Below are 23,183 nucleotides of genomic sequence, written 5' to 3'. Positions count from 1 at the left end.
GTGCGCTCCCTGTCAACGCTCCCAGGAACCTTCCATGTCGCGCCAGACCGCTCCGCGCAATACGTCGTTGCTTCGTAGCTCCCCCTGCCTCAGCCCGCTGGGTGTGGCCATCAATCGCGCGTTGCTCGGCGCGGTGCTGGCGCTGCCGGTTGCCAGCCTGGTGCAGGTGCAGCCCGCCTGGGCGCAGAGCGTGGTAGCGCAGCACGACTTCGCGATTGCCGCGGGTTCGCTGGAGTCGGCGCTGAACAGTTTCGCCGCCACCACCGGCGTCAGCGTGTCCTATTCCCCGGAGACCGTGCGCGGCCTGCAGTCGCCGGGAGTGCAGGGGCAGCTGTCCGCCGATGAAGCGCTGCAGCGCCTGCTGTCCGGCAGCGGCCTGCAGGTAACGCGGCAGGCTAGCGGCAACTATTCGCTGCTGCCGGCGCCGGAAGCCGGCTCGACGTTGCAACTCGATGCCATCACGATCACCGGCGCCGGCCTGGGCGAGATCACCGAGGACACCGGCTCCTACACCACCGGCTCGACCAGCACCGCCACCGGCCTGCCGCTGTCGATCCGCGAGACGCCGCAGTCGGTCTCGGTGATCACCAGCCAGCGCATGAAGGACCAGAACCTCACCCAGCTCACCGACGTGGTGCGCCAGACCCCCGGCCTGACCCTCAGCCAGAGTGGCGGCAACGGTGGCGACAGCAGCGGTATCTACTCGCGTGGCTTCAGGGTGGAGAACTACCAGATCGATGGCCTGCAGCTGCTCGACAGCAACTACGGGAGCCCTGCCCAGAGCAACGACATGGTGCTGTACGACCGCGTCGAGGTGATCCGTGGCGCCACCGGCCTGACCAACGGCGTGGGCACCCCCGGCGCCACCCTGAACATGATCCGCAAGCGCCCGACGGCCGGCTTCAGGAGCAGCGTCACGGTCACCGGCGGCTCCTGGGATTACCGCCGCACCGAGGCCGACGTCAGCGGTTCGTTGACCGAGAGCGGCAACGTGCGCGGCCGCCTGGTCGGCGCGTATCAGGAGAACAACTCCTATGTCGACCGCCTCGGCGAGCGCAAGGAAGTGTTCTACGGGGTGGTCGAGGCCGACCTGAGCGCAGACACCCTGCTGACCTTCGGCATGGACTCGCAGTCCGACGACTACGACGGCCACGCCCGTAGTGGCCTGCCGCTGTTCAACAACGACGGTACCCGGTCCGATCATGACGAGTCTGATTCCGCCGCTGCCAAGTGGGCCTATTCCAATCGCAGTGCCGTCTCCGCCTTCGCCATCCTCGAGCACAACCTGACCGAGCGCTGGAAGGCCAAGCTGAGCCTGAACAATCGTCGTAGCGAATACGATGAGCTCAGCGGCTATGCCGGGGGGAACAACGGAGAGGCTGGAGCCGATCCTGCCTCGATCGTGTTTTATGCCAACCGCTGGAAGGCCAAACCTGTACAGAACAGCTTCGACCTGAACCTGGCGGGCAGTTTCGACCTGTTCGGTCTGGAGCACGACGCTATCGTCGGCTACAGCCGGCAGAAGACCGACTACAACACCCCGGCCTACACCTGGTGGCGCGATCCCGTGACGGGCGACTTCCCGGTGATCGACAACATCTACACCTGGAACGGCAAAGTGCCGACCAAGCCTGATCTGCAGGCCTACGGTCGTATCGACTACGAGGAAGAGCAGGGCGCGGCCTACGGCAGTACCCGTCTGCGCCTGAGCGAAGACCTGTCGTTAATCCTTGGCGCGCGGTTCATCGACTGGGAAAACACGATCAAGAACGAGTACTACGACGGCACGCCTAACGACGGTAGCAGGCGCAGTGAAACCGGCGTGGTCACCCCCTTCGCCGGCCTGGTCTACGACCTCAACGACATCTGGTCGGTGTACGGCAGCTACACCAGCATCTTCAAGCCGCAGAGCAACAAGACCCTGACTGGTGCCTATATCGATCCGCTGGAAGGCTTCGGCTACGAAGTGGGCAGCAAGGCTGCCTTCTTCGACGAGCGCCTGAACGTCGGCGTGGCTCTGTACCAGATCGAGCAGGACAACCTGGCCGTGTCGTTGGGCGATGGGCAGCTGGCTCCGGACGGCAGCCAGGCCTACCGCGCCGAATCCGGCACCAAGACCCGTGGTTTCGAGGTGGAAGTCACGGGTGAAGTGGCCATCGACTGGCAGCTCAGCGCCAGCTTCAGCCGCAACATCGTGCAGGATGCCGACGGCAACAAGCTCAACACGAACATTGCGCAGAACACCGTCAAGCTGTTCACCACCTACGTCCTGCGCAGCATCGGCAATGGCCTGACCATCGGTGGCGGGATCAACTGGCAGAGCGAGATCTACAGCGATGGCGTCGGTCCGGCGCGCAACCAGCGCTTCACCCAGGATGACTATGCGGTGGTCGACGTGATGGCACGCTACCCCATCACCGAGCAGCTCAGCGCCACCCTCAACCTCAACAACCTGTTGGACGAGGAGTACTACACCAGTTCCAGCTCCAGCTATTTCGGAGAGCCGCGCAACGCCAGCCTCGGCCTGCGCATGGAATTCTGAACCGCTCGTTGCGTCGCCGAAATATCCGGTCACAGCTTGGTCGGGCTGGTGCTTCCGGTTTTGCCGAGCCTATCCGTCCTCAAGTGTGGGCCACTGCGTTGTCGGTGCGCCCCGCACGCTTCGCCGCCGGTGCTGCCGGCGGCCTTCCTGTTCCGGCTTCAATGGTCGCTCGCCGATGAAATCGATTTCTCCCCGCTCTCGCGCGCTGCTCTCGCGCACGCTGGCTGCCTTGCTTGGCGGCTATGCGCTGACCTGCGCCAGCGTGATCTTCCTCGGCGCCGTGCTGCCGCTGCCCAAGAGCCAGGCGATCCTCGCCGCCTCGCTGACCAGCTTCGCGGTGTACACCGCGGTGATCGTCTGGGCGTTCGCCACGCCGAACCTGACGCGCATCTGGCGGGTGCTGCTGATCGCCTCGCTGGCACTGACCGGCGCCGGCCTGCTGTTGGGAGGTGACGCATGAGCAAGGTACAGAGCGGCGCGGCCGAGGGCGGTTTCCGCCAGGCCATGGCCTGGCTGCATACCTGGGGCGGGCTGTGGGCCTGCTGGGTGCTGTTCGTGATCTTCCTCACCGGCAGCCTGGGCGTGTTCGACGAGCCCATCACCCGCTGGATGAAACCGCACCTGCCGCAGGCCAGCGAGGCCACCGGCGACACCCGCATGGGCGATGGCTTCGATCGGCCACAGGCCGTGCGTATGGCCCGTACCTGGTTCGAGGAGAACCAGCCCGACGCGCATTTCTGGGGCATTGGCCTGCCGTCGGACGAGGACCCCTCGATCCGCCTGTTCTGGCAGGACCCGCAGGAGAACTTCCACAACGCCCGCATCGACGCCAGCACCGGCAACCCGGTGGACGGCTCCCGCGAGCGTGACAGCGAGGGCGGCCACCACTTCGTGCACATGCACTTCGAGTTCCACGGCGGCACCGCCGGCATCTGGTTCGTCGGCGCCTTCACCATGGCCATGCTGGTGGCGCTGGTCAGCGGCATCGTCATCCACAAGCGTATCTTCAAGGACTTCTTCACCTTCCGCCCGGGCAAGGGCCAGCGCAGCTGGCTGGATGCGCACAACGCCCTGTCGGTGCTGAGCCTGCCGTTCCAGCTGATGATCGCCTACACCGGCCTGGCGACCTTCTACGCCCTGTACATGCCGGCCGGCATCGCCGCGCACTACGACAGCGAGGAGGCCTACTTCGCCGACCTGCTGGCCCAGCCGGCGGCCCAGGAAATCACCGGCATCGCCGCGCCGTTGGCCGCGTTCGACGGCATGCTGCTGCATGCCGAGCAGCAGCTGCAGCGCCCGGCCAGTTTCGTCAGCATCGAGCACCCCAACGACAGCAGCGCCTCGGTGCGGGTGTTCGGCCGCTTCATCGAGAAGCCGGGCGAGTACCGCCTGCTCGGCGACGGCGGCGGCCGGGTGTTCTTCAACGGCGTGACGGGTGAGCAGAGCGACGTGCAGATGCCCGGCGAGCTGCGTGGCGGCGCCGCACAGGACGTGCAGTCGGTGATGGCCAACCTGCACTTCGCCGCCTTCGGTGGGCACCTGGTGCGCTGGCTGTACTTCATCAGCGGCCTGGCCGGCGCGGCCATGCTGGCCACCGGGGCCCTGCTGTTCATGGTCAAGCGCCGCCAGCGTTCGCTGAACGAGTTCGGCAGTGCCACGCCGCGCGTGTACCGGGTGATCGAGGTGCTCAACGTCGGCACCCTCACCGGCCTGACCATCGCCTGCGTGGCGTTCTTCTGGGGCAATCGCCTGCTGCCGCTGGGCATCGCCGACCGCCCGGAATGGGAGATCGCGGTGTTCTTCGCCGTCTGGCTGCTGAGCGTTGTCCACGCCGGCCTGCGTCCTGTTGCGCGGGCCTGGGTCGAGCAGCTGCTGGCGCTGGCCGCCCTGTGCCTGCTGCTGCCGCTGCTCAACTGGCTGACCGTTGGCGATCAGCTGTTCAGCTACCTGCAGCGCGGCGACGGCGAGCGTGCCGGCGTCGAGCTGGTGGCGCTGGGCACCGGTGTGCTGTCGCTGTGGGGCGCCTGGCGCCTGACCCGGCCGCGCAGGGCACCGGCAGCTGGTCGCCAGCGCGCCGCCGCGGCGCAGGCGCGATCATGAGTCTGACCCTCGCCGTGATTCTCGCCGCCGCGCTCTGCTACGCCGGCATGGCCGGCCTGTGCCTGGGCATGGACCGCCATCATTCCCAGGTGTGGAAGGCCAAGGCGCCCAATCGCCAGCGCCTGTTGCGCGTGGCCGGCTGGCTGCTACTGGCGCTGGCCGTGTGGCCGTGCGTACAGATCTGGGGCGCCGCCGTCGGCCCCGTGGTCTGGTGCGGCATGCTCAGCGTCGGCGCCTTCACCCTGGTCCTGCTGTTGCCCTATCGCCCGCGTGTCGCCGCGCTGCTGGCCGCCGTGGCGGCCGGTGTCGGCCTGCCGGTCCTGTTGTTGAGCGCCGGCTGAGCCGGCACCGTTCAAGGAAGATGTAGTCGATGACCTCGCGTTTCTCCCCGCTCCTGCGTCGTGGCCTGGTGGCCGCCGTGATCCTCGGCCTGCCGGCGCTGATCTGGCTGTCCTGGGATGACGCGGTGGCCTACGACACCGTGGCCATCGGCCGCGGCGACGTCGAAGCCAGCGTCACCGCCATCGCCACCCTGCAACCACGCGAGTCGGTGGACGTTGGCGCCCAGGTGTCCGGCCAGGTCACCCGCCTGCACGTGCAGCCCGGCGACCGGGTGGAGAAGGGCCAGCTGCTCGCCGAGATCGATGCCAGCCTGCACCAGGCCTCGGTCGAAGCCGACCGCGCGGCCCTCGACGGCCTGCGCGCGCAGCTGGCCGAGCAGCAGGCGCAGCTCGACCTGGCGCGCCAGCAGCACCTGCGCCAGCAGCGCCTGGCCGCTGACGAGGCGACCCGCGAGGAGGACGTGCAGATCGCCGTCGCCACCCTGCGCTCCGCCGAGGCGCGCCTGCGCCAGCTGCGTGCGCAGATCGCCGAAGCCAGCGCGCGCCTGCGCGGCAACGAGGCGCAACTGAGCTACACGCGCCTTTACGCGCCCATCGCCGGCACGGTGATCGGTGTCGACGTCAAGCAGGGGCAGACCCTCAACGCCACTTACCAGACGCCGACCGTGCTGCGCCTGGCCGACCTCGGCGCGATGACCGCCTGGACCAAGGTTTCCGAGGCCGACATCCGCCGCGTGCGGGTCGACATGCCGCTTTACTTCACCACACTCGGTGGCGACGGTCGCCGCTGGCACGGCAAGGTGCGCCAGGTGCTGCCGGCGCCGCCGGTGACGCCGAGCGCCTCCGGAGAGTCCGCGGCGGTGCCGCAGACGGTCAAGGCGGTGCAGTACACCGTGCTGTTCGACGTGGCCAACGACGACGGCGAGCTGATGCCGCAGATGACCGCCCAGGTGACCTTCGTCACCGCCGCCGCGCATGACGTGCTGACCGCGCCGCTGGCCGCGCTGCAGCCGGTGGAGGGCCAGGCCGGGCTGTTCAGCGCCCGCGTGCTGGAGGCTTCCGGTCGCGCCGCCGCGCGTGAAGTGCGCGTGGGCGCGCGCAGCCGCCAGCGGGTGGAGGTGATCGAGGGGCTGGGCGAGGGCGAGTTGCTGGTCATCGGCGAGCGCGCGCCCGCGCCGTCGAGGTTCCAGTGGTGAGCGACACGCCGCTGATCGAACTGCGCGGCATCCGCCGCCGCTACGGCGGGCAGAACGGCGCACCGGAAGTCGAGGTGCTGCACGGCATCGACCTGCGCATCGCCGCCGGCGAATTCGTCGCCATCGTCGGCAGCTCCGGCTCGGGCAAGTCGACCCTGATGAACCTCCTCGGCTGCCTCGACCGGCCCAGCGCCGGCAGCTACCACTTCGCCGGCCACGACGTCGCCGAACTGGACGCCGACCAGCTGGCCTGGCTGCGCCGCGAGGCCTTCGGCTTCGTGTTCCAGGGCTACCACCTGATCGCCACCGAGTCGGCCTGCGAGAATGTCGAGGTGCCTGCGCTGTACGCCGGCATGTCCGCCGAGGAGCGCCGTCAGCGCGCCAGCGCCCTGCTCACCCGCCTGGGCCTGGGCGAGCGCCTGGACTATCGCCCCGGCCAGCTCTCCGGCGGTCAGCAGCAGCGCGTGTCGATCGCCCGCGCGTTGATGAACGGCGGGCGCATCATCCTCGCCGACGAACCCACCGGTGCCCTCGACTCGCACAGCGGCCGCGAGGTCATGATCCTGCTGCGCGAGCTGGCGGCGGCCGGGCACACGGTGATCCTGATCACCCACGACCGCGAAGTGGCGGCCCAGGCCCGGCGGGTCATCGAGATTCGCGACGGCGCGATCATCGGCGACAGCGCTGCGCCGTTTGGCGGCGCGCAGCCTAATCCGGCCGCCTTGCCGGCGCCGAGCTTCGACGGCATGAGCCTGCAGGGAGCCGGCTGGAGCGCCCTCGGCGAGGTGCTGCGTTCGGCTTGGCGGGTGATGCTGCTGAACCGCTTCCGCACCGCGCTGACCCTGCTCGGCATCGTCATCGGTGTGGCCTCGGTAATCGTCATGCTGGCCATCGGGTTGGGCACCAAGCAGAAGGTTCTGGCGCAGATGGCCTCGATGGGCGCCACCACGCTCTACCTGTACGCCGCGCAACCGCCGGAAGGCGGCCCCTGGGGCGTGCTCAGCGAGAGCGACCTGGAGGCCCTCGGCCGCCTGCCGGAGATCGACCTGTTCACCCCGGTGATCGGCAACCCGCGCATGGTCCAGTACGGCAACGCCTCGCGCGACATCTACGTGTTCGCCAGCAACGAGCAGTTGCCGGCGATCCAGCACTGGCCGGTGGCCGAGGGGCGCTTCTTCACCGCCGCCGAGGACCAGAACCTGGCGCCGGTGGTGGTGCTCGGGCACAAGGCGCGCACGTTCTTCTTCCGCGACGAGCCCAACCCGCTGGGCAAGCAGCTGCTGATCGGAGAGGCGCCGTTCGAGGTCATCGGCGTGATGGCCGAGAAGGGCCGCGAGTCCGGCGCCGACTACTACGACGAGATGGTTTTCATCCCCTACGCCGCCGGGCGTGCGCGGGTCTACCAGGACATCGCCGAGCCCGAGTACGCCGCGCTCACCGCCGCCTCCACCGACCAGGTGCGGGCCGCCGAGAGCGCCGCCCGCGAGCTGTTGCTGGCGCGCCATGGCCGCGAGGACTTTCAGGTCGATAACGCCGCGGCCAAGGTCCAGGCCGAGGCCGAGACCCAGGACAGCATGACCCGCATGCTCGGCCTGATCGCCGCCGTGTCGCTGCTGGTCGGCGGCATCGGGGTGATGAACGTGATGCTGATGACGGTGCGCGAACGTACCCGCGAGATCGGCGTGCGCATGGCCACCGGCGCGCGCCAGCGCGACATCCTCCGGCAGTTCCTCGGCGAGGCGGTGCTGGTCACCCTGGTCGGCGGCAGCATCGGCGTGCTGGTCGGCCTGATCGGCGGCGCCGCCCTGCTGGCGGCCGGCGTGCCGCTGATCTTCTCCCTGTCGGCGATGCTGCTGGCCTTCGCCTGCGCGGTGGGCACCGGCCTGCTGTTCGGCTACCTGCCGGCGAAGACTGCCGCCGCCCTCGACCCGGTCGCCGCCCTGGCCAGCGAATGAACGAGTTTTCCATGTCCCGATACCCGCTGACCCTGCTCGCCCTGCTGGCCCTCGCCGGCTGCACCAGTACCTCCGAGGCACCGCAGGCGCTGCCCCCCGCGCCCGCCGAATGGAACCATGCGGTTTCCGCTGCCGCGCCTCCGGATGCATTGTGGTGGCGCGCCTTCGCCAGTGCCGAGCTGGATGCCCTGGTGGAGCAGGGTTTGGCCGACAACTTCGACCTGGCCGCCGCCGCCGCGCGCCTGCGCCAGGCCGAGGCCCGCGCCCGCGCGGCCGGCGCGCCGCTGCTGCCGCGTCTGGACGGCAGTCTCGGCGCCAGTCGCGAGGGCCGCCCGGGCGGCGACGCCGACGTCGCGGGCAACCTTTACGGCGGTGGCCTGGCCGCCAGCTACGAGGTCGACCTGTGGGGCCGCTTGTCCGCCGACCGACAGGCCGCCGAGGCCGAGCTGGCCGCCAGTCGCTTCGACCGTGACGCGCTGCGCCTGACCCTCAGCGCCAGCCTCGGTGAGACCTGGCTGCGCCAGGTGGCCCTGGCCGAACGCCTGCGCCTGGCCGAACTCAACCTGGCCAACGCCGAGCGGGTGCTGGCCACCGTGCAGGCGCGCCAGGTGGCGGGCTCCGCCACGCAACTGGAACTGGCCCAGCAGCGCGGCCTGGTGGCCGAGCAGCGGCGCTCCCGCGAGGCGCTGCGCCAGCAGGCCGACGACGTGCGCAGCACTCTCGCCGCGTTGCTCGGCCAGGCGGCGCCGGCCGAGCCGTCGAGCGCCGCGCTGACTGCACTGGTCGTGCCCTCGGTGAGCGCCGGCCTGCCCAGCGAGCTGCTGCTGCGTCGCCCCGACCTGGCTCGCGCCGAGGCGCAGCTGAGCGCCGCCGATGCCGACCTGCGTGCGGCGCGGGCGGCCATGCTGCCGCGGCTGAACCTGTCGGCGGGTGCCAGCGGCTCTGGTGGCAGCCTCAACCGGGCGTTTGCCGATCCGGTCTATTCCCTGGCTGCGGCGCTGACCGCGCCGATCTTCGATGGTGGCGCCCTGGCCGCCGAGCGCGACCGCGCGGCGGCGCGCCGCGAGGAGCTGCTCGCCGACTACCGGCAGAGCATCGTCGCGGCCTTTGCCGACGTGCAGGTGGCGCTCAATGCCGGCGCCGGCGTCGAGACCCAGTGGCAGGCCCAGCAGGAGGTGCAGGCCCAGGCCGAGCGCGCCCTGCAACTGGCCGAGCGGCGCTACCGCGCCGGTGCCGAGGACCTGCTCAACCTGCTCGATGCCCAGCGCACCCTGTATGCCGCCGAGGACCAGAGCGCCCAGCTGCGCCTGGCCCGTCTGCAAGCGAGCGTGGCCCTGGCACGGGCGCTCGGCGGTGGCTGGCAGGCTGCTACGGACGAGTGAAGGCTTGCTGCAGCTCGGCCAGCGAGGCGAAGTACCAGGCCGGCGACTCGGCCATCAGCTCGGCATGGCTGCCGAAACCGTAGCCGATGCCGACCGCCTGCAGGCCATTGCGATGGGCGCCGATCAGGTCGTGCTTGCGGTCGCCGACCATCAGGCAGTCGGCCGGATCCAGGCCTTCCTCGGCGAGCAGGTGGCGGATCAGCTCGACCTTGTCGGTGCGCGTGCCGTCCAGCTCGCTGCCGTAGATCACCTTGAAGTGGCGGTCGAAGCCGAAGTGGCGGGCAATCTCGCGGGCGAACACGGTTGGCTTCGAGGTCGCGATGTACAGCGTGCGGCCCTGGGCGTTGAGCACGCCGAGCATCTCCGGCACACCCTCGAACACCCGGTTCTCGTACAGCCCGGTAACCTTGAACCGCTCGCGATAATGCCCGACCGCCTCCCACGCCCGCGCCTCGTCGAAGCCGTAGTACTGCATGAACGCCTGCAGCAGCGGCGGCCCGATGAACGGCTCCAGCTTCGCCAGGTCCGGCTCGTCGATACCCAGCTGCGCCAGCGCATGCTGAATCGACCGCGTGATGCCCACGCGCGGGTCGGTGAGGGTGCCGTCGAGGTCGAAGAGAACGGTGGACTGATGCATGGGGCCTGTCGCGCACTGAGAACGGGCGCGAATTGTCCCGCACCCCAACCCGAGCCGCAAATCACCAACCGGAAATCGGTTACGTCGCATGGAGAGGATGTTGAGCTGCCTGTGCAGCAGTGAAGCCGTGGCCGGGCACGGTGATCCGCAGCGGCGCTTTCTGAGCTGCCCATCCGGCAGTGAAGGAGGGGCTTTATTCGCTCGCGCTGGCCGAGGTTTTCTGAGCTGCCTATCCGGCAGTGAAGGCGATGGGCGTGGCGGGGGCGTCGCTGATTCATTTCTGAGCTGCCTATCCGGCAGCTCAGAAAAGCGCGACGGAGGTGCGGAATGAGCGCGACCACTTCACTGCCGCGTAGGCAACTCAGAAACATCACACGGGGCGCCCAGCGCCCCGCCGGAGCTTCACTGCCGCGTGGCAGCTCAGAAAAGAACCGAATCTGGTGGTCGGGGGTCGGGCCGCTTCACTGCCCCGTACGCAGCTCAGCAACCCAGCTCTGCCCCATCGGCAGTCGCCGGCCGCTTCATGCCTGACCGCCGTGTGGATGGTCGGGATGCAGGGCGTCGTGCGGGTGCAGGTGGGGGTGGGCGGTGCAGTGGCTGCGTTCCAGTTGCAGGGTGCAGTGGCTGATGTCGAAGGTGTCGTGCATCAGTTCGTTGACCCGTGCGATCAGGCGGTCGCCGTGCTCCGGGTCTAGGGTGTCGGCGATCACCAGGTGCGCCGAGAGCAGGCGCCGTTGTGGGGTCAGGCCCCAGATGTGCAGGTCGTGCACGTCCTCGACTTCAGGTTGCGCGGCCAGGGCTTCGCGTACCGCCTGCGGGTCGATGCCCGAGGGCACGCCTTCGAGCAGCACGTTGGAGCTGGTGCGTAGCAGCGACCAGGTGCGCGGCACCACCCAGAGCGCGATCAGCACGGCGACGATCGGGTCCGCCGGGGTCCAGCCGGTGTAGCGCACGATCAGCGCGGCGATGATCACGCCCACCGAGCCGAGCATGTCGCTGAGCACTTCCAGGTAGGCGCCGCGCAGGTTCAGGCTGTCGTCCTGGCTGGCGGTGAGCACGCGCATGGCGATCAGGTTCACCACCAGGCCGAGCACGGCGATCGCCAGCATGGTGCCGGTCTGCAGTTCCGGCGGCTGCATCAGACGGCGCACCGCCTCGACCATGATGTACACCGCCACGCCGAGCAGCAGCAGGGCGTTGAAGGCGGCGGCGAGGATCTCGAAGCGCGCGTAGCCGAAGGTCCGCCGCGCATCGGCCTGGCGCCTGGACACGCGGATCGCCAGCAGGGCGATGAGCAGTGCGGCGGTGTCGGTGACCATGTGCGCGGCATCCGAGAGCAGCGCCAGCGAGTGGCTGAGCAGCCCGCCGATCAGCTCGGTGAGCATGAAGCCGCCGGTCAGCGCCAGGGCGATCCACAGGGCCTTCTCGTTCGCCTGGTTACCGTGTCCGCCGTGGGAATGATCGTGTGCCATGCGCTGCACCCTGGGAATGTGAGCAGAGGACCGGGGCGAGGCCGGCGAAGTTCGCCGCGGCCGTCAGTGGTCGAAACCGGCGGCCAGGTGCTGATCCTTGAGTTTCACGTAGTTGCCGGCGGTGTAGGCGAAGAAGCTGCGTTCCTTGTCGCTCAGCGGACGCGCCTGTTTCACCGGGCTGCCGACGTAGAGGAAGCCGCTTTCGAGCACCTTGCCCGGCGGCACCAGGCTGCCGGCGCCGATGATCACCTCGTCCTGCACCACCGCGCCGTCCATCACGATGCTGCCCATGCCGACCAGGATGCGGCTGCCCAGGGTGCAGCCGTGAAGGGTGACCTTGTGGCCGACGGTGACTTCGTCGCCGATGATCAGCGGGAAGCCGTCCGGGTTGAACGGGCCGGCGTGGGTGATGTGCAGTACGCTGCCGTCCTGGATGCTGGTGCGCGCGCCGATGCGGATGCGGTGCATGTCGCCGCGGATCACGCTGAGCGGCCAGACCGAGCTGTCGTCGCCGATCTCGACGTCGCCGATGACCACCGCCGAGGCGTCGACGAAGGCGCGCTCGCCGAGCCGCGGGGTGCTGCTGTTGTATGTTCTGATCGCCACGATAGAAACCTCTCTGGCTGCGGTGAGCCCCGATTGTAATTAAGATGGAAGGCATGTCGCTGAACGATGACCGCGGGAAAGGCTGCCGCCGCGCGTGGTCACAGCATGAGAACCTGTTCACGATCTGCTGCGCGTCGGCCCTACTGCGTCAAAAACAGGCTGGATCGCCAGCCCGGTCGGATGCTCATTTGCCACTCGTAAAGTCGCTCGCGACTCCGACCGGTCCTCGCTGTTTTGACCAGCCGGAGGCTGCTACTGACGTAGCGCCTTGCAGGGCTCCAGCTCGCGAGATCGTGAACAGGTCCCAAGAACCCACGCTACAGGTGAACCCCGTGACCGCCGAAAATCCCCTGCTCCAGTCCTTCGACCTGCCGCCGTACTCCGCGATCAAGCCCGAGCACGTCGAGCCGGCGGTGGACGCCATCCTCGCCGACAACCGCGCCGCCATCGCCGCGCTGCTCGACACCCCGTCGGCGCCCAGCTGGAGCAGCCTGGTACTGGCCCTCGACGAGCTGGGCGCGCGCCTCGGCCAGGCGTGGAGCCCGGTCAGCCACCTCAACGCCGTGTGCAACAGCGCCGAGCTGCGCAGCGCCTACGAGGCCTGCCTGCCCAAGCTCTCCGAGTACTACACCGAGATGGGCCAGAACCGTGCGCTGTTCCAGGCCTACGAGGCGCTGGCGAACAGCCCCGAAGCGGCCGGCTTCGACGTGGCGCAGAAGACCATCCTCGAGCACACCCTGCGCGACTTCCGCCTGTCCGGCATCGACCTGCCGCCCGCCGAGCAGAAGCGCTACGGCGAAATCCAGATGAAGCTCTCCGAGCTGACCAGTACCTTCTCCAACCAGTTGCTCGACGCCACCCAGGCGTGGACCAAGCAGATCGACGACGAAGCGCAACTGGCCGGCCTGACCGATTCGGCGAAGGCGCAGATGAAGCAGGCGGCCGAGGCCAAGGGCGTCGAGGGCTGGCTGATCAGCCTGGAATTCCCCAGCTACTACGCGGTGATGACCTACGCCGACGACCGCGCCCTGCGCGAAGAGGTCTACACCGCCTACTGCACGCGCGCCTCCGACCAGGGGCCGAACGCCGGGCAGAACGACAACGGCCCGCTGATGGAGCAGATCCTCGACCTGCGCCAGGAGCTGGCCAGGCTGCTCGGCTTCGGCAGCTATGCCGAGCTGTCGCTGGCGAGCAAGATGGCCGAGTCCACCGACCAGGTGCTGAGCTTCCTGCGCGACCTCGGGGTGCGCGGCAAACCCTTCGCCGAGCAGGACCTCGCCGAACTCAAGGCCTTCGCCGCCGAGCAGGGCCTGCACGACCTGCAGAGCTGGGACGTCGGCTACTACAGCGAGAAACTGCGCGAGCAGCGCTACAGCATTTCCCAGGAAATCCTTCGCGCCTACTTCCCCATCGACAAGGTGCTCTCCGGCCTGTTCGTCATCGTCGAGCGCCTCTACGGCATCCAGATCGCCGAGCTGAAGGGCTTCGACAGCTGGCACCCGGACGTGCGCCTGTTCGAGATCCGCGAGAACGGCGAGCACGTCGGACGCTTCTTCTTCGACCTTTACGCCCGCGCCAACAAGCGCGGCGGCGCCTGGATGGACGGCGCGCGCGATAAGCGCCGTACCGCCGGCGGCGAGCTGATCAGCCCGGTGGCCAACCTGGTGTGCAACTTCACTCCGGCGGTCGGCGGCAAGCCGGCGCTGCTCACCCACGACGAAGTCACCACGCTGTTCCACGAATTCGGCCACGGGCTGCACCACCTGCTGACCCGTGTCGAGCATGCCGGCGTGTCCGGCATCAACGGCGTGGCCTGGGACGCGGTCGAGCTGCCCAGCCAGTTCATGGAGAACTGGTGCTGGGAGCCCGAGGGCCTGGCGCTGATCTCCGGCCACTACCAGACCGGCGAGGCGCTGCCGCAGGCCCTGCTGGACAAGATGCTGGCGGCGAAGAACTTCCAGTCCGGGCTGATGATGGTGCGGCAGATCGAGTTCTCGCTGTTCGACTTCGAGCTGCACGCCACCCACGGCGACGGGCGCAGCGTGCTGGAGGTGCTCGAAGGCATTCGCGACGAGGTGTCGGTGCTGCGTCCGCCGGCCTTCAACCGCTTCGCCAACAGCTTCGCGCACATCTTCGCCGGCGGTTACGCGGCCGGTTACTACAGCTACAAGTGGGCCGAAGTGCTCTCCGCCGACGCTTTCTCCCGGTTCGAGGAGGAGGGCGTGTTCAACGGTGAAACCGGCCGCGCGTTCCGCGAGGCGATCCTCGCGCGCGGTGGCTCGCAGGCGCCGATGGTGCTGTTCGTCGACTTCCGCGGCCGTGAGCCGAGCATCGACGCGCTGCTGCGCCACCTCGGTTTGAGCGCGGAGGCGGCATGAGCGACACGCCCGTGATCAAGAAGCGCTTCATCGCCGGCGCCGTGTGCCCGGCGTGCAGCGCCGCCGACACCATCAAGATGTGGAGCGTCGACGACGTTCCTCACCGCGAGTGCGTCGCCTGCGGCTTCTCCGACACCCTCGACGCGCAGGGCAACTCGGTGCCCAGCGAACTGCCCACGCGGGTCAGCAAGCCGGCGCCGAAGCGGGCCGACCCGAAGATCGTCCCGGTGCAGTTCTTCCCCAATCCGAAGCTGAAGAAGCCCGAGTGACGGCGCCCGTGTGGCATCTGGTGTGCGGCGACAACGCGGCCGAAGGCGTTGCCTCGGTGCTCGGCGAGGCCCTGGCGCGGCAGTCGCTGCGGGTGCTGCGCGACGACCTCGCGGTCGGCCCGCTGCGTGACGTCGGCCGCCCGCCGTGCGCCGCCCGCGCGGCGTTCTGGAGCGCCGTGTGGCCCGCGCAGGTGCTGCCGGTGCCGGCGTTCGATACCGATCTGCCGGCCGACGCGCAATGGCTCGCCGGGCTGGCGCGCGGGGGTGCAGAGGTCACCCTGTGGCACGGCGACAGCTGCTCCGAGCAGTTGCTGCTGGCGCGCGTGGCGGCGGCGCTGGACGGCTCGGACCTGGCCCTGTGGGAAGTCGCCTGCGGCACCGGCGATACCCGCGTCGCCCAGCGCAAGGCCGTCGCCATGCGCCACCCCCGGGAGCTGCTGGAGCTGCATCGGCCGCGCCTGATGGACGCCGAACGGCGCCACGCCCTGGCCGCCCAATGGCGCGCGGCGGTGGCCGAGGATGCCGATGTGCGCCGCTGGTCGGACGGCGAATTCCATGGCGAGACGTTCGCCACCATCGACGCCAGCCTGCTGGACTTCTGCACGCCGGAATGGCAGCCGCTGGCCCAGCCGATGGGCGACACCATGCGTCACTGCGACGGGTTCTTCGCCAGCGACTTCTTCCTCGCCTGGCGCGCCCGCGAACTGGCGGCCCGCGGCGCGTTGCATCTCGAGGGCTCGTTGCAGGGCCGCTATAGCGAGCAGCGGGTGCGGCTGGCCTGATACGGCGCTGCGCACGCAGGTTGCGCGACCGTTCACGGCTACGCCATGTAGGGTGGGCTTCAGCCCACCGATGGCATGGTGCTCCGGTGGATTGGTGGGCTAAAGCCCACCCTACGGAGGTAAGGCCGCCTGGGGGGCGAGATGCGCTAGTCGAAACCCAGGCGCGTAGGGTGGGCTTCAGCCCACCGATAGCGCGGCGCTCTGGTGGAATTGGTGGGCTAAAGCCCACCCTACGGAGGTAAGGCTGTCTGGGGGCGGGGTGCGCTAGTTGAAATCCAGGCTGTCGCGCAGTGCCTGCACTTCGCCGGCGACTTCGTTTTCGCGTTCCACCGGCATGGCGTAGGTCAGCGAGTAGATGGTGTCGCTGCCGCGCGCGGCGAGCAGGGTCTGCTTGAGCGCGGGGTTGCCCTGTTGGCTGATGGTGCAGCGAACTTCGTGGGCGGCGATGTGGCCGAGGGTGGTCGCCTGCGGCTTGCTGCAACTGGCCAGCAGGCCACTCCGGGCGAAGCCCAGTTGCAGGCCCTTGCGCATTTCCTTCAGCAGGTTCTCCAGGTTCACCGCGGCGCCGGCGGCCAGCGGCATGCGCGTGAGTTCCAGCACCAGCGCCTGCGAGCCGTCGGCCTGCAACTTCACCGCCTGCTGGCGCTCGCCGGTCACGCCGTCCTCGAAGGGCGAGCGCGGCGCCGGCATCTCGCTGACTTCCCAGCCGGCCGGCCAGACGACCTGCAAGCCGCCCGCGCGGGCCGACAGCACACCGCCGAGCAGGCAGAGCGAGAGCAGGGTGGGGACGAGCTTCGGCATGGCGGTATCCGTGGCAAAAGTGGGGCAAGCCTGCCTGAGTACGCGGACCGCGACAATCGCGGCGCAGCGCCTAGACCGGCGGCTGCCGGTCCGGCTCGGTGGGCGGCGCGTGTTCGGGCGACGGCGTGGGCTTGCCGCGGTCCAGGTCGCTGTGGATGTCGGTGCGCAGCTGCGGCAGGGACTGCGGAAACTCGCGGCCGATGAAGGCGATCAGCTTTTCACGCACGTAGCAGCGCGCATCGAAGTTCAGCGAGGCGTCCGGCGAGCTGACCAGGATGCGCAACTGCATGGCCTTTTCCGAGGTGTCGGTGACCTGCAGTACGCTCACCCGGCCGTCCCACAGGTGCGGGATTTCCTCGCACAGGCGCTGCAGTTCGCTGCGCAACGGCTCCAGCGGAATCAGGTAGTCGACCCAGAGAAACACCGAGCCGAGGATGCTGGCGTCCTTGCGCGTCCAGTTCTGGAACGGGTTCTCGATGAACCACTGCAGCGGAAGCACCATGCGCCGGTCGTCCCAGATGCGCACCACCACGTAGGTGCCGGTGATCTCCTCGATGCGGCCCCATTCGCCTTCGACGATGACCACGTCGTCCATGCGGATCGGCTGGGTGACGGCGATCTGCAAGCCGGCGATCAGGTTGCCCAGCACCGGCTTGGCGGCGAGGCCGGCGGCCAGGCCGATGAGGCCGGCGGAGGCGAGGATGGTGGTGCCGATCTGGCGCACTGGCGGAAAGGTCATCAGCATCGCCGACACCCCGAACAGCAGCACCAGGAACCACAGCGTGCGCACCAGCACGCGGGTCTGGGTCTGGATGCGGCGGGCGTTGAGGTTGTCGCGGATGTCCAGCGGGTGCTTGATCAGGATGCTCTGCTCGACCGCGCGCACGCAGCCCATGAAGAACCAGGTGATCGCCGCGATCAGCGCCAGCGTGGTCAGGTGGCGCAGCCCGTTGATCCACAGCAGCGCGTCGCTGGCGGAGCCGAGCAGCCCCTGCAACGCCAGCAACGGCACCACCGTGAGCAGCGGCTGCTCGACGTGTTCCAGAAGAATCCGCGCGAAGGAAAAGTGTTTCGCCACCCGCTTCAGCACGGCCATCGCGATGCGTGCGGCGATGCTCACGACGACCATCAGCACCAGCGCAGCGATCAGCAATTGCAGCCAGGGATCGGAGACGTAGTCTTTCCAGTCGATCGGCATCCGCAGCGTTCCTCCGTCAGGTCTGGCGGCGCTTGATCGCGCAGCCGGTCAGGCTCGGGTGCGGCCGAGGATGAAACGCCGCCCGACCCGTTCACCCGGAGTGGACCGGCGTTGCGCCGGCAGAGTTCGGCGAACGGCCGTGCCAGAGCGTTCGCGGGGCGGCGAACGCTCTGCGAGGTCAGGTGGTTTTCGCGGGCTCCTGGTCGGCGTCGTCTTCGCGAATCCGGTACCAGGCGACGTACAGCGCCGGGAGGAACAGCAGGGTCAGCAGCGTCGCGCTGAAGATGCCGCCGATCATGGCGTAGGCCATCGGCCCCCAGAACACCTCGCGGGCGATCGGGATCATCCCCAGGCTGGCCGCGGCGGCGGTCAGCAGGATCGGCCGGCGGCGGTGCTCGGTGGCCTCGATCACCGCGCGCCAGGGCGAATAGCCGGCGCGCTCGAAGGCGTCGATCTGGGTCACCAGGATCACCGAGTTGCGGATGATGATGCCGATCAGCGCCAGCACACCGAGGATCGCCACGAAGCCCAGCGGCGTGCCGGTCGGCACCAGCGCCAGGACCACGCCGATCAGCCCCAGCGGCCCCACGCTGATCACCAGGAACAGCTTCTGCACGCTGTGCAGCTGGATCATCAGGAAGGTCGCCATGAGGAACAGCATCAGCGGCAGTACCTTGGCGATCGGCCCCTGCGCCTTGCCGCTTTCCTCCACCGTGCCACCGGTGGCCACGCGGTAGCCGTCGGGCAGCTTGCTGGCGAATTCCTCGATCGCCGGCTTCAGCTCGGTGACCAGGTCGGTCGGCTGGATCTCGCCGTTGACCGCCGCCTTGATGGTGATCGTCGGCTTGCGGTCGCGGCGCCAGACCAGCGGTTGCTCCAGCTCGTAGCTGAGGGTGGCGAAGGCGCGCAGGGGAATCGACACGCCGCTGGCGTTGACGATCTGCAGGTTCTCCAGGGTTTCCGGCGAGCCGCGCTCGGCGTCCTCGGCGCGGCCGATCACGTTGATCAGGTAGATGTCGTCCTTCACCTGGGTGACGCTGGCGCCGGTGACCACGCCGTTCATGATGTTCGCCACGTCCTCGGAGGACAGCCCGAGCTGGCGCGCCTTGTCCTGGGCCACGTCGATGCGCAGCACCTTGCCCGGCTCGCTCCAGTCGTAAACGATCTCGCCGATGTTCGGGTTGGCGTCGAGCAGGCCGGCGAGGTCGAGGGCGTGCTTGCGCACCTGGTCGATGTCCTTGCCGCTGATGCGGTACTGGATCGGCCGCCCCACCGGCGGGCCCATCTCCAGCGGCTGGACGAAGCTGCCGATGCCGACGAAGTCCTGGCGCAGGCGCTGGCGGAGTTTTTCCATCAGCCGGCCGCGTGCTTCCAGGTCCTTGCTGACGATCACCAGCTGCGCATAGAAGGGGTTCTGCAACTGCTGGTCCAGCGGCAGGTAGAAGCGCAACGCGCCCTGGCCGATGTAGGTGCTCCAGCGGGCGATGTCCGGGTCGTCCTTGAGCGTCGCCTCCAGGCGGTCGACCTGCAGGCGCGTCTCGTTGATCGAGGCGGCCTGCGGCAGGTTGAGGTCGACCAGCACTTCCGGGCGGTCGGAGGAGGGGAAGAACTGGTTCTGCACGAAGCGCATGCCGAACAGCGAGGCGGCGAACAGCAACAGGGTCAGGCCGATGGTCCACCAGCGGTGGCGCATGGCGAGCAGCAGGCCGCGGTCGAAGGTGCGGGCGATGCGGCCGGGCTCGTCCGACGTGGACTTGAGGTTCTTCTTGAGGATGTGAACCGCGATCACCGGGGCGAAGAACACCGCCACCACCCAGGACACCAGCAGCGCCACGGCGATCACCGCGAACAGGGTGAAGGTGTATTCGCCGGCCGAGCTGGCGTTGAGGCCGATGGGCACGAAGCCGGCGACGGTGACCAGGGTGCCGGTGAGCATCGGGAACGCGGTGGAGGTGTAGGCGAAGGTTGCCGCGTCCTTCAGCGAATCGCCTTCCTCCAGGCGGGTGACCATCATCTCCACGGTGATCATCGCATCGTCCACCAGCAGGCCGAGGGCGATGATCAGCGCGCCGAGGGAAATCCGCTGCATGGTGATGCCGCTGTATTCCATGAACACGAAGACCATCGCCAGCACCAGCGGGATCGAGCAGGCCACCACCAGGCCGGCGCGCACGCCGAGGCTGACGAAGCTGACGATCAGCACGATCACTACCGCCTCGAACAGCGCGCGGGTGAAGCCGCCGACGGCTTCCTCGACCACTTCGGCCTGGTCGGACACCTTGTGCACGCCGATGCCCAGCGGCAGCTCGGCGCTCAGTGCGTCCATCTTCTCGTGCAGCGCCTTGCCGAACACCTGGATGTTGCCGCCGTCCTTCATGGCCACGGCCAGGCCGATGGCCGGCTTGCCGTCGTAGCGGAACAGCATCTGCGGCGGGTCGACGTAGCCGCGACGGATCTGCGCGATGTCGGAGAGCCGGTAGAAGCGGTCATCGAGGCGCAGGTTGACCTGCTCCAGGTCCTTCTCCGAGGCGAACTGGCCGCTGGTGCGCACGGAAATGCGCTCCGGCCCGGCTTCGATCACCCCGGACGGCGTCACCGCGTTCTGCGCCTGCAGGCTCTGCATCACCTGGGCCTGGTCGATGCCGAGGGCGGCCAGCTTGCGGGTGGAGAAGTCGAGGTAGATCACCTCGTCCTGGGCGCCGACCATCTCCACCTTGCCGAGGTTGTCGACGCTGCGGATTTCCGCGCGCACCCGTTCGACGTAGTCGCGCAGCTGGCGGAAGCTCAGGCCGTCGGCGGTGAAGGCGTAGATCGAGCCGTACACGTCGCCGAACTCGTCGTTGAACGCCGGGCCCTGGATGCCCTGGGGAAACTCGCCGCGGATGTCGTCGACCTTCTTGCGCACCTGGTACCAGATTTGCGGGATGTCCTCGGCATCGGTGGTATCGCGCAGGAACACCATGATGGTGGCCTCGCCCGGTCGCGTGTAGCTCTTCACGTAGTCCAGCGAGTCGAGCTCCTCGAGCTTCTTCTCGATGCGGTCGGTGACCTGGTTGAGCGTTTCGTCCACCGTGGCGCCGGGCCAGCGGGTCTGGATCACCATGGTCTTGATGGTGAAGGACGGGTCTTCCTCGCGGCCGAGGTTCTTGTAGGAGAACAACCCCATCAGCAGGCCGACGAACATCAGGTACCAGACGAACGACTGGTGGCGCAGCGCCCATTCCGAGAGGTTGAAGCCGCCGCTGCGGGCGTCGTCGTGCTTGTCGTCGCGGTCCGTCATGGCTGTACGCCCTCGTCCATCTTCACGGCCTGTCCGGGCTTGAGTTCGCTGAGGCCGGCGATCACCACCCGCTCGCCGGGCTGCAACTGGCCATCCACGGTGATGCTGCGCTCGTCGCGGGCGAGCAGCGTCACCTCGCGCGGCGCCACGGTCATGCTCTGCCGGTCGATCACCCAGACGCGGGTCTTGCCATCGACTTCCTGCAGGGCGCTGAGCGGCAGCTGGCTGCGCGGCGCGACCTTCTGCTGCAGGGTCACGCTGACCGCGGTGCCGAGCAGGAAAGCCGGCGGCGTGTCGGCCAGGGTCAGGCGCACGCGGCGGGTGCGGGTGGCGGAATCCGCCTGCGGTTCGATCTCGCGCAGGGTGCCGGTGGTGCGCGCGTCCGGGTCGAGTTGTGCGGCGACCTCGAAGCGCAGGTCGGGGCTCAACGCGTCGGCGAGGTTGGCCGGCAGGTCGAACACCGCTTCCTTCACGTCGGGGCGCGCCAGGGTCACGACTTCCTGCCCGGCGGCCACCACCTGCCCGGCTTCGGCGTGCCAGGCGGTGACCACGCCGTCGTAGTCGCTGCTCAGCGTGCTGTAGCCGAGGCGATCGCTGGACTGCTGCACGCGGGACGCGGCCTGGTCGCGCGCCGCCGCGAGGGTCTTGAGCTCGGTCTGCGCCTGTTCGAGGGTCGCCTTGGCGCCGACGCCGCGGTCGAACAGCTCCTGCTGCCGGCGCGCGTTGGCCTGGGCGTTGATCCATTGCGCTTCGCTGCGCGCCAGTTCGCCCTGGCTGGCGCGCAACTCGTTCTGCTGGTCGGTGGGGTCTAGGGTCGCCAGGCGGGTGCCGGCCTTCACTTCGGTGCCGACGTCCACCAGGCGCTGGGCGATGCGCCCGCCGACGCGAAAGCCCAGCGTGGTTTCGTAGCGCGCCTGGATAATCCCGGCGAAGCGCCCGAGGCTCTGCTCGGCCTGTGCCTGGACCTCGCTGTAGAGCACCGGGCGCACCGCTGCCGGCGCCGGCTCGTCGTTGCCGCAACCGGCGAGGGCGAGGCCGGCGAGCAGCCCGGCCAACAGGCGTGCGCTCATGGCTTCTGCTCCTGTTCGGCGATCTCCACCTGCTGGCCCGGATGCAGCAACTGGCCGCCGGCGATCACCACCCGCGCACCGGATTGCAGGCCGTCGGCGATCACCACCTCGCCGGTGGCGTAGCGCGACACCTTCACCGCCTGCAGATCGACCTTATCGTCGGCGCCGACCCGCCACACCGCCGGCTGGCTTTCCTTCTTGGTCAGGGCGGCCCAGGGCAGCACCACGCTGCTCTGCTCGCCGGCGGTGATCCGCGCGGTCACCGCCGCCCCCAGCGGCATGCCGTCCGGCACGTCTTCCAGGGCGATCTTCACCTGCACCGTGCCGCTCTGTGCGGACACCGTCGGCGTCACTTCGCGCACGCGTCCTCGGGCCTTCACGCCGGGGTCGTCGAGCAGCGCCACCTCGACGACTTCGTCTTCCGGCGCGACCAGCGATTCGTAGACGTTGAACACGGCGTCTCGCTCGCCGTCGCGGGCCAGGCCGAAGATCGGCGCGGTCGCCTGGACCACCTGGCCGACCTCGGCCTGGCGCTCGGTGATCACGCCATTCGCCTCGGCCACCAGGTCGGTGTAGGACAACTGTTCGCGGGCGCTGGCCAGCTGCGCCTCGGCGGCGGCCAGGGAGTTCTTCGCGCTGCGCTGCGCGGCGAGGGCGGAGTCGTATTCGCTGCGGCTTGTGTAGCCCTTGGGCAGCAGCTTCTGCTGACGCCAGAGGTCGGCCTCGGCCTGCTTCAGGCGGGCTTTTTCGGCCTCCACCGCGGCCTCGGCGGCGCTCACGTTGTTGCGCTGATCCTGGGGATCGAGCCGGGCGAGCACCTGGTTGGCGGTGACCGAATCGCCGACTTCCACCCGCCGCTCGATGATCTTGCCGCCGACGCGGAACGACAGCTGCGTCTGCACGCGGGCCTGTACGTCGCCGGTCAGCGTGGCGTTGGCCTCGTGCGGCACGACCTCCACCTGCTGCACGTAGACCCGCGGCTTCTGCGCCTCGCGCGGAGCGTCTGCGCCGCAACCACCCAGCAGGGCGAGCGCGAGCAGGGCGTACAGGCAACGCAACGGGAGGAAGGGACGGCGGGTGGGCATGCGAATTCCTTGCACGAATCGAACGGGCGTTCGTTGATATGCGACTGCGCCGTTCGTCGGGGGTTCCGGTTCGCCGGCGATGGCCCCTC

Annotated in this window: 18 protein-coding genes; 10 read left to right on the top strand and 8 right to left on the bottom strand. The window is 68.9% G+C overall.

Annotation, left to right across the window (positions count from 1 at the left end):
• The first annotated feature begins 34 nt into the window (after positions 1 to 34).
• The 7 genes from BLV15_RS03155 to BLV15_RS03125 all read left to right on the top strand — a co-directional run bounded on the left by BLV15_RS03155 (position 35) and on the right by BLV15_RS03125 (position 9,516).
• A complete protein-coding gene (locus tag BLV15_RS03155) occupies positions 35 to 2,542 on the top strand; it encodes a TonB-dependent siderophore receptor (protein ID WP_090224548.1) in 2,508 nt (835 codons plus the stop codon).
• Positions 2,543 to 2,717: 175 nt separating this feature from the next.
• Positions 2,718 to 3,002, top strand: a complete 285-nt coding sequence (locus BLV15_RS03150; protein ID WP_090224546.1) for a hypothetical protein — start codon at positions 2,718 to 2,720, stop codon at positions 3,000 to 3,002.
• The gene (locus tag BLV15_RS03145) at positions 2,999 to 4,642 is read left to right on the top strand and encodes a PepSY-associated TM helix domain-containing protein (RefSeq protein WP_090224545.1); all 1,644 of its coding nucleotides are present in this window, start codon (positions 2,999 to 3,001) and stop codon (positions 4,640 to 4,642) included. The genes BLV15_RS03150 and BLV15_RS03145 overlap by 4 nt, the downstream gene beginning before the upstream one ends.
• Before the next feature lie 14 nt (positions 4,643 to 4,656).
• Positions 4,657 to 4,983, top strand: coding sequence for a DUF3325 domain-containing protein (locus BLV15_RS03140; RefSeq protein ID WP_175534292.1), 327 nt, complete (start codon positions 4,657 to 4,659; stop codon positions 4,981 to 4,983).
• Positions 4,984 to 5,012: 29 nt separating this feature from the next.
• Complete coding sequence (locus BLV15_RS03135) at positions 5,013 to 6,179, top strand: efflux RND transporter periplasmic adaptor subunit (protein WP_090224543.1); 1,167 nt, start codon at positions 5,013 to 5,015, stop codon at positions 6,177 to 6,179.
• Positions 6,176 to 8,134 (top strand): ABC transporter permease, encoded by a 1,959-nt coding sequence (locus tag BLV15_RS03130; protein WP_217632869.1) that lies wholly within the window; start codon positions 6,176 to 6,178, stop codon positions 8,132 to 8,134. Before BLV15_RS03135 ends, BLV15_RS03130 begins: the two co-directional genes overlap by 4 nt.
• An 11-nt stretch (positions 8,135 to 8,145) precedes the next feature.
• Complete coding sequence (locus tag BLV15_RS03125; RefSeq protein WP_090224540.1) at positions 8,146 to 9,516, top strand: efflux transporter outer membrane subunit; 1,371 nt, start codon at positions 8,146 to 8,148, stop codon at positions 9,514 to 9,516.
• Here the strand turns inward: BLV15_RS03125 and BLV15_RS03120 are convergent.
• From BLV15_RS03120 to BLV15_RS03110, 3 genes are all read right to left on the bottom strand, one after another.
• Positions 9,503 to 10,153, bottom strand: coding sequence for an HAD family hydrolase (locus BLV15_RS03120; protein ID WP_090224538.1), 651 nt, complete (start codon positions 10,151 to 10,153; stop codon positions 9,503 to 9,505). The two genes, BLV15_RS03125 and BLV15_RS03120, sit on opposite strands and share 14 nt — an antisense overlap.
• Before the next feature lie 521 nt (positions 10,154 to 10,674).
• On the bottom strand, positions 10,675 to 11,625 hold the full coding sequence (locus BLV15_RS03115; RefSeq protein ID WP_090224536.1) for a cation diffusion facilitator family transporter: 951 nt from the start codon (positions 11,623 to 11,625) through the stop codon (positions 10,675 to 10,677).
• Positions 11,626 to 11,688: 63 nt separating this feature from the next.
• Positions 11,689 to 12,231 carry a gamma carbonic anhydrase family protein gene (locus BLV15_RS03110; protein ID WP_090224535.1) on the bottom strand — a complete coding sequence of 181 codons (543 nt, stop codon included), beginning with the start codon at positions 12,229 to 12,231 and terminating at the stop codon, positions 11,689 to 11,691.
• Positions 12,232 to 12,563: 332 nt separating this feature from the next.
• On the opposite strand from BLV15_RS03110, the gene prlC reads away from it, so the two are divergent.
• Genes prlC through BLV15_RS03095 form a run of 3 tightly spaced genes read left to right on the top strand, consistent with a single transcriptional unit; the run spans position 12,564 to position 15,660 of the window.
• On the top strand, positions 12,564 to 14,609 hold the full coding sequence (gene prlC, locus BLV15_RS03105) for an oligopeptidase A (RefSeq protein WP_090224533.1): 2,046 nt from the start codon (positions 12,564 to 12,566) through the stop codon (positions 14,607 to 14,609).
• Complete coding sequence (locus BLV15_RS03100; protein ID WP_090224532.1) at positions 14,606 to 14,878, top strand: YheV family putative zinc ribbon protein; 273 nt, start codon at positions 14,606 to 14,608, stop codon at positions 14,876 to 14,878. Before prlC ends, BLV15_RS03100 begins: the two co-directional genes overlap by 4 nt.
• Positions 14,879 to 14,886: 8 nt before the next feature.
• Positions 14,887 to 15,660 carry a DUF1835 domain-containing protein gene (locus BLV15_RS03095; protein WP_090225187.1) on the top strand — a complete coding sequence of 258 codons (774 nt, stop codon included), beginning with the start codon at positions 14,887 to 14,889 and terminating at the stop codon, positions 15,658 to 15,660.
• 264 nt (positions 15,661 to 15,924) lie between these two features.
• Here BLV15_RS03095 and BLV15_RS03090 read toward each other — a convergent pair whose 3' ends face one another.
• The 5 genes from BLV15_RS03090 to BLV15_RS03070 all read right to left on the bottom strand — a co-directional run bounded on the left by BLV15_RS03090 (position 15,925) and on the right by BLV15_RS03070 (position 23,094).
• Positions 15,925 to 16,461: a DUF4946 domain-containing protein gene (locus BLV15_RS03090; protein WP_090224530.1), complete on the bottom strand. Its 537-nt coding sequence runs from the start codon at positions 16,459 to 16,461 to the stop codon at positions 15,925 to 15,927.
• Positions 16,462 to 16,531: 70 nt separating this feature from the next.
• Entirely contained in the window at positions 16,532 to 17,653 is a 1,122-nt protein-coding gene (locus BLV15_RS03085) for a mechanosensitive ion channel family protein (protein ID WP_175534291.1), read from the bottom strand.
• Positions 17,654 to 17,837: 184 nt separating this feature from the next.
• Entirely contained in the window at positions 17,838 to 20,939 is a 3,102-nt protein-coding gene (locus BLV15_RS03080; RefSeq protein WP_090224526.1) for an efflux RND transporter permease subunit, read from the bottom strand.
• Positions 20,936 to 22,009 carry an efflux RND transporter periplasmic adaptor subunit gene (locus tag BLV15_RS03075; protein WP_090224525.1) on the bottom strand — a complete coding sequence of 358 codons (1,074 nt, stop codon included), beginning with the start codon at positions 22,007 to 22,009 and terminating at the stop codon, positions 20,936 to 20,938. The genes BLV15_RS03080 and BLV15_RS03075 overlap by 4 nt, the downstream gene beginning before the upstream one ends.
• Positions 22,006 to 23,094, bottom strand: coding sequence for an efflux RND transporter periplasmic adaptor subunit (locus BLV15_RS03070; RefSeq protein ID WP_090224523.1), 1,089 nt, complete (start codon positions 23,092 to 23,094; stop codon positions 22,006 to 22,008). The genes BLV15_RS03075 and BLV15_RS03070 overlap by 4 nt, the downstream gene beginning before the upstream one ends.
• Between the last annotated feature and the right edge of the window lie 89 nt (positions 23,095 to 23,183).

Source organism: Pseudomonas kuykendallii, assembly GCF_900106975.1.
Classification (GTDB): domain Bacteria; phylum Pseudomonadota; class Gammaproteobacteria; order Pseudomonadales; family Pseudomonadaceae; genus Pseudomonas_O; species Pseudomonas_O kuykendallii.
Note: the sequence above shows the minus strand (reverse complement) of the source record. Positions and strands in the feature narration are given on the sequence as shown.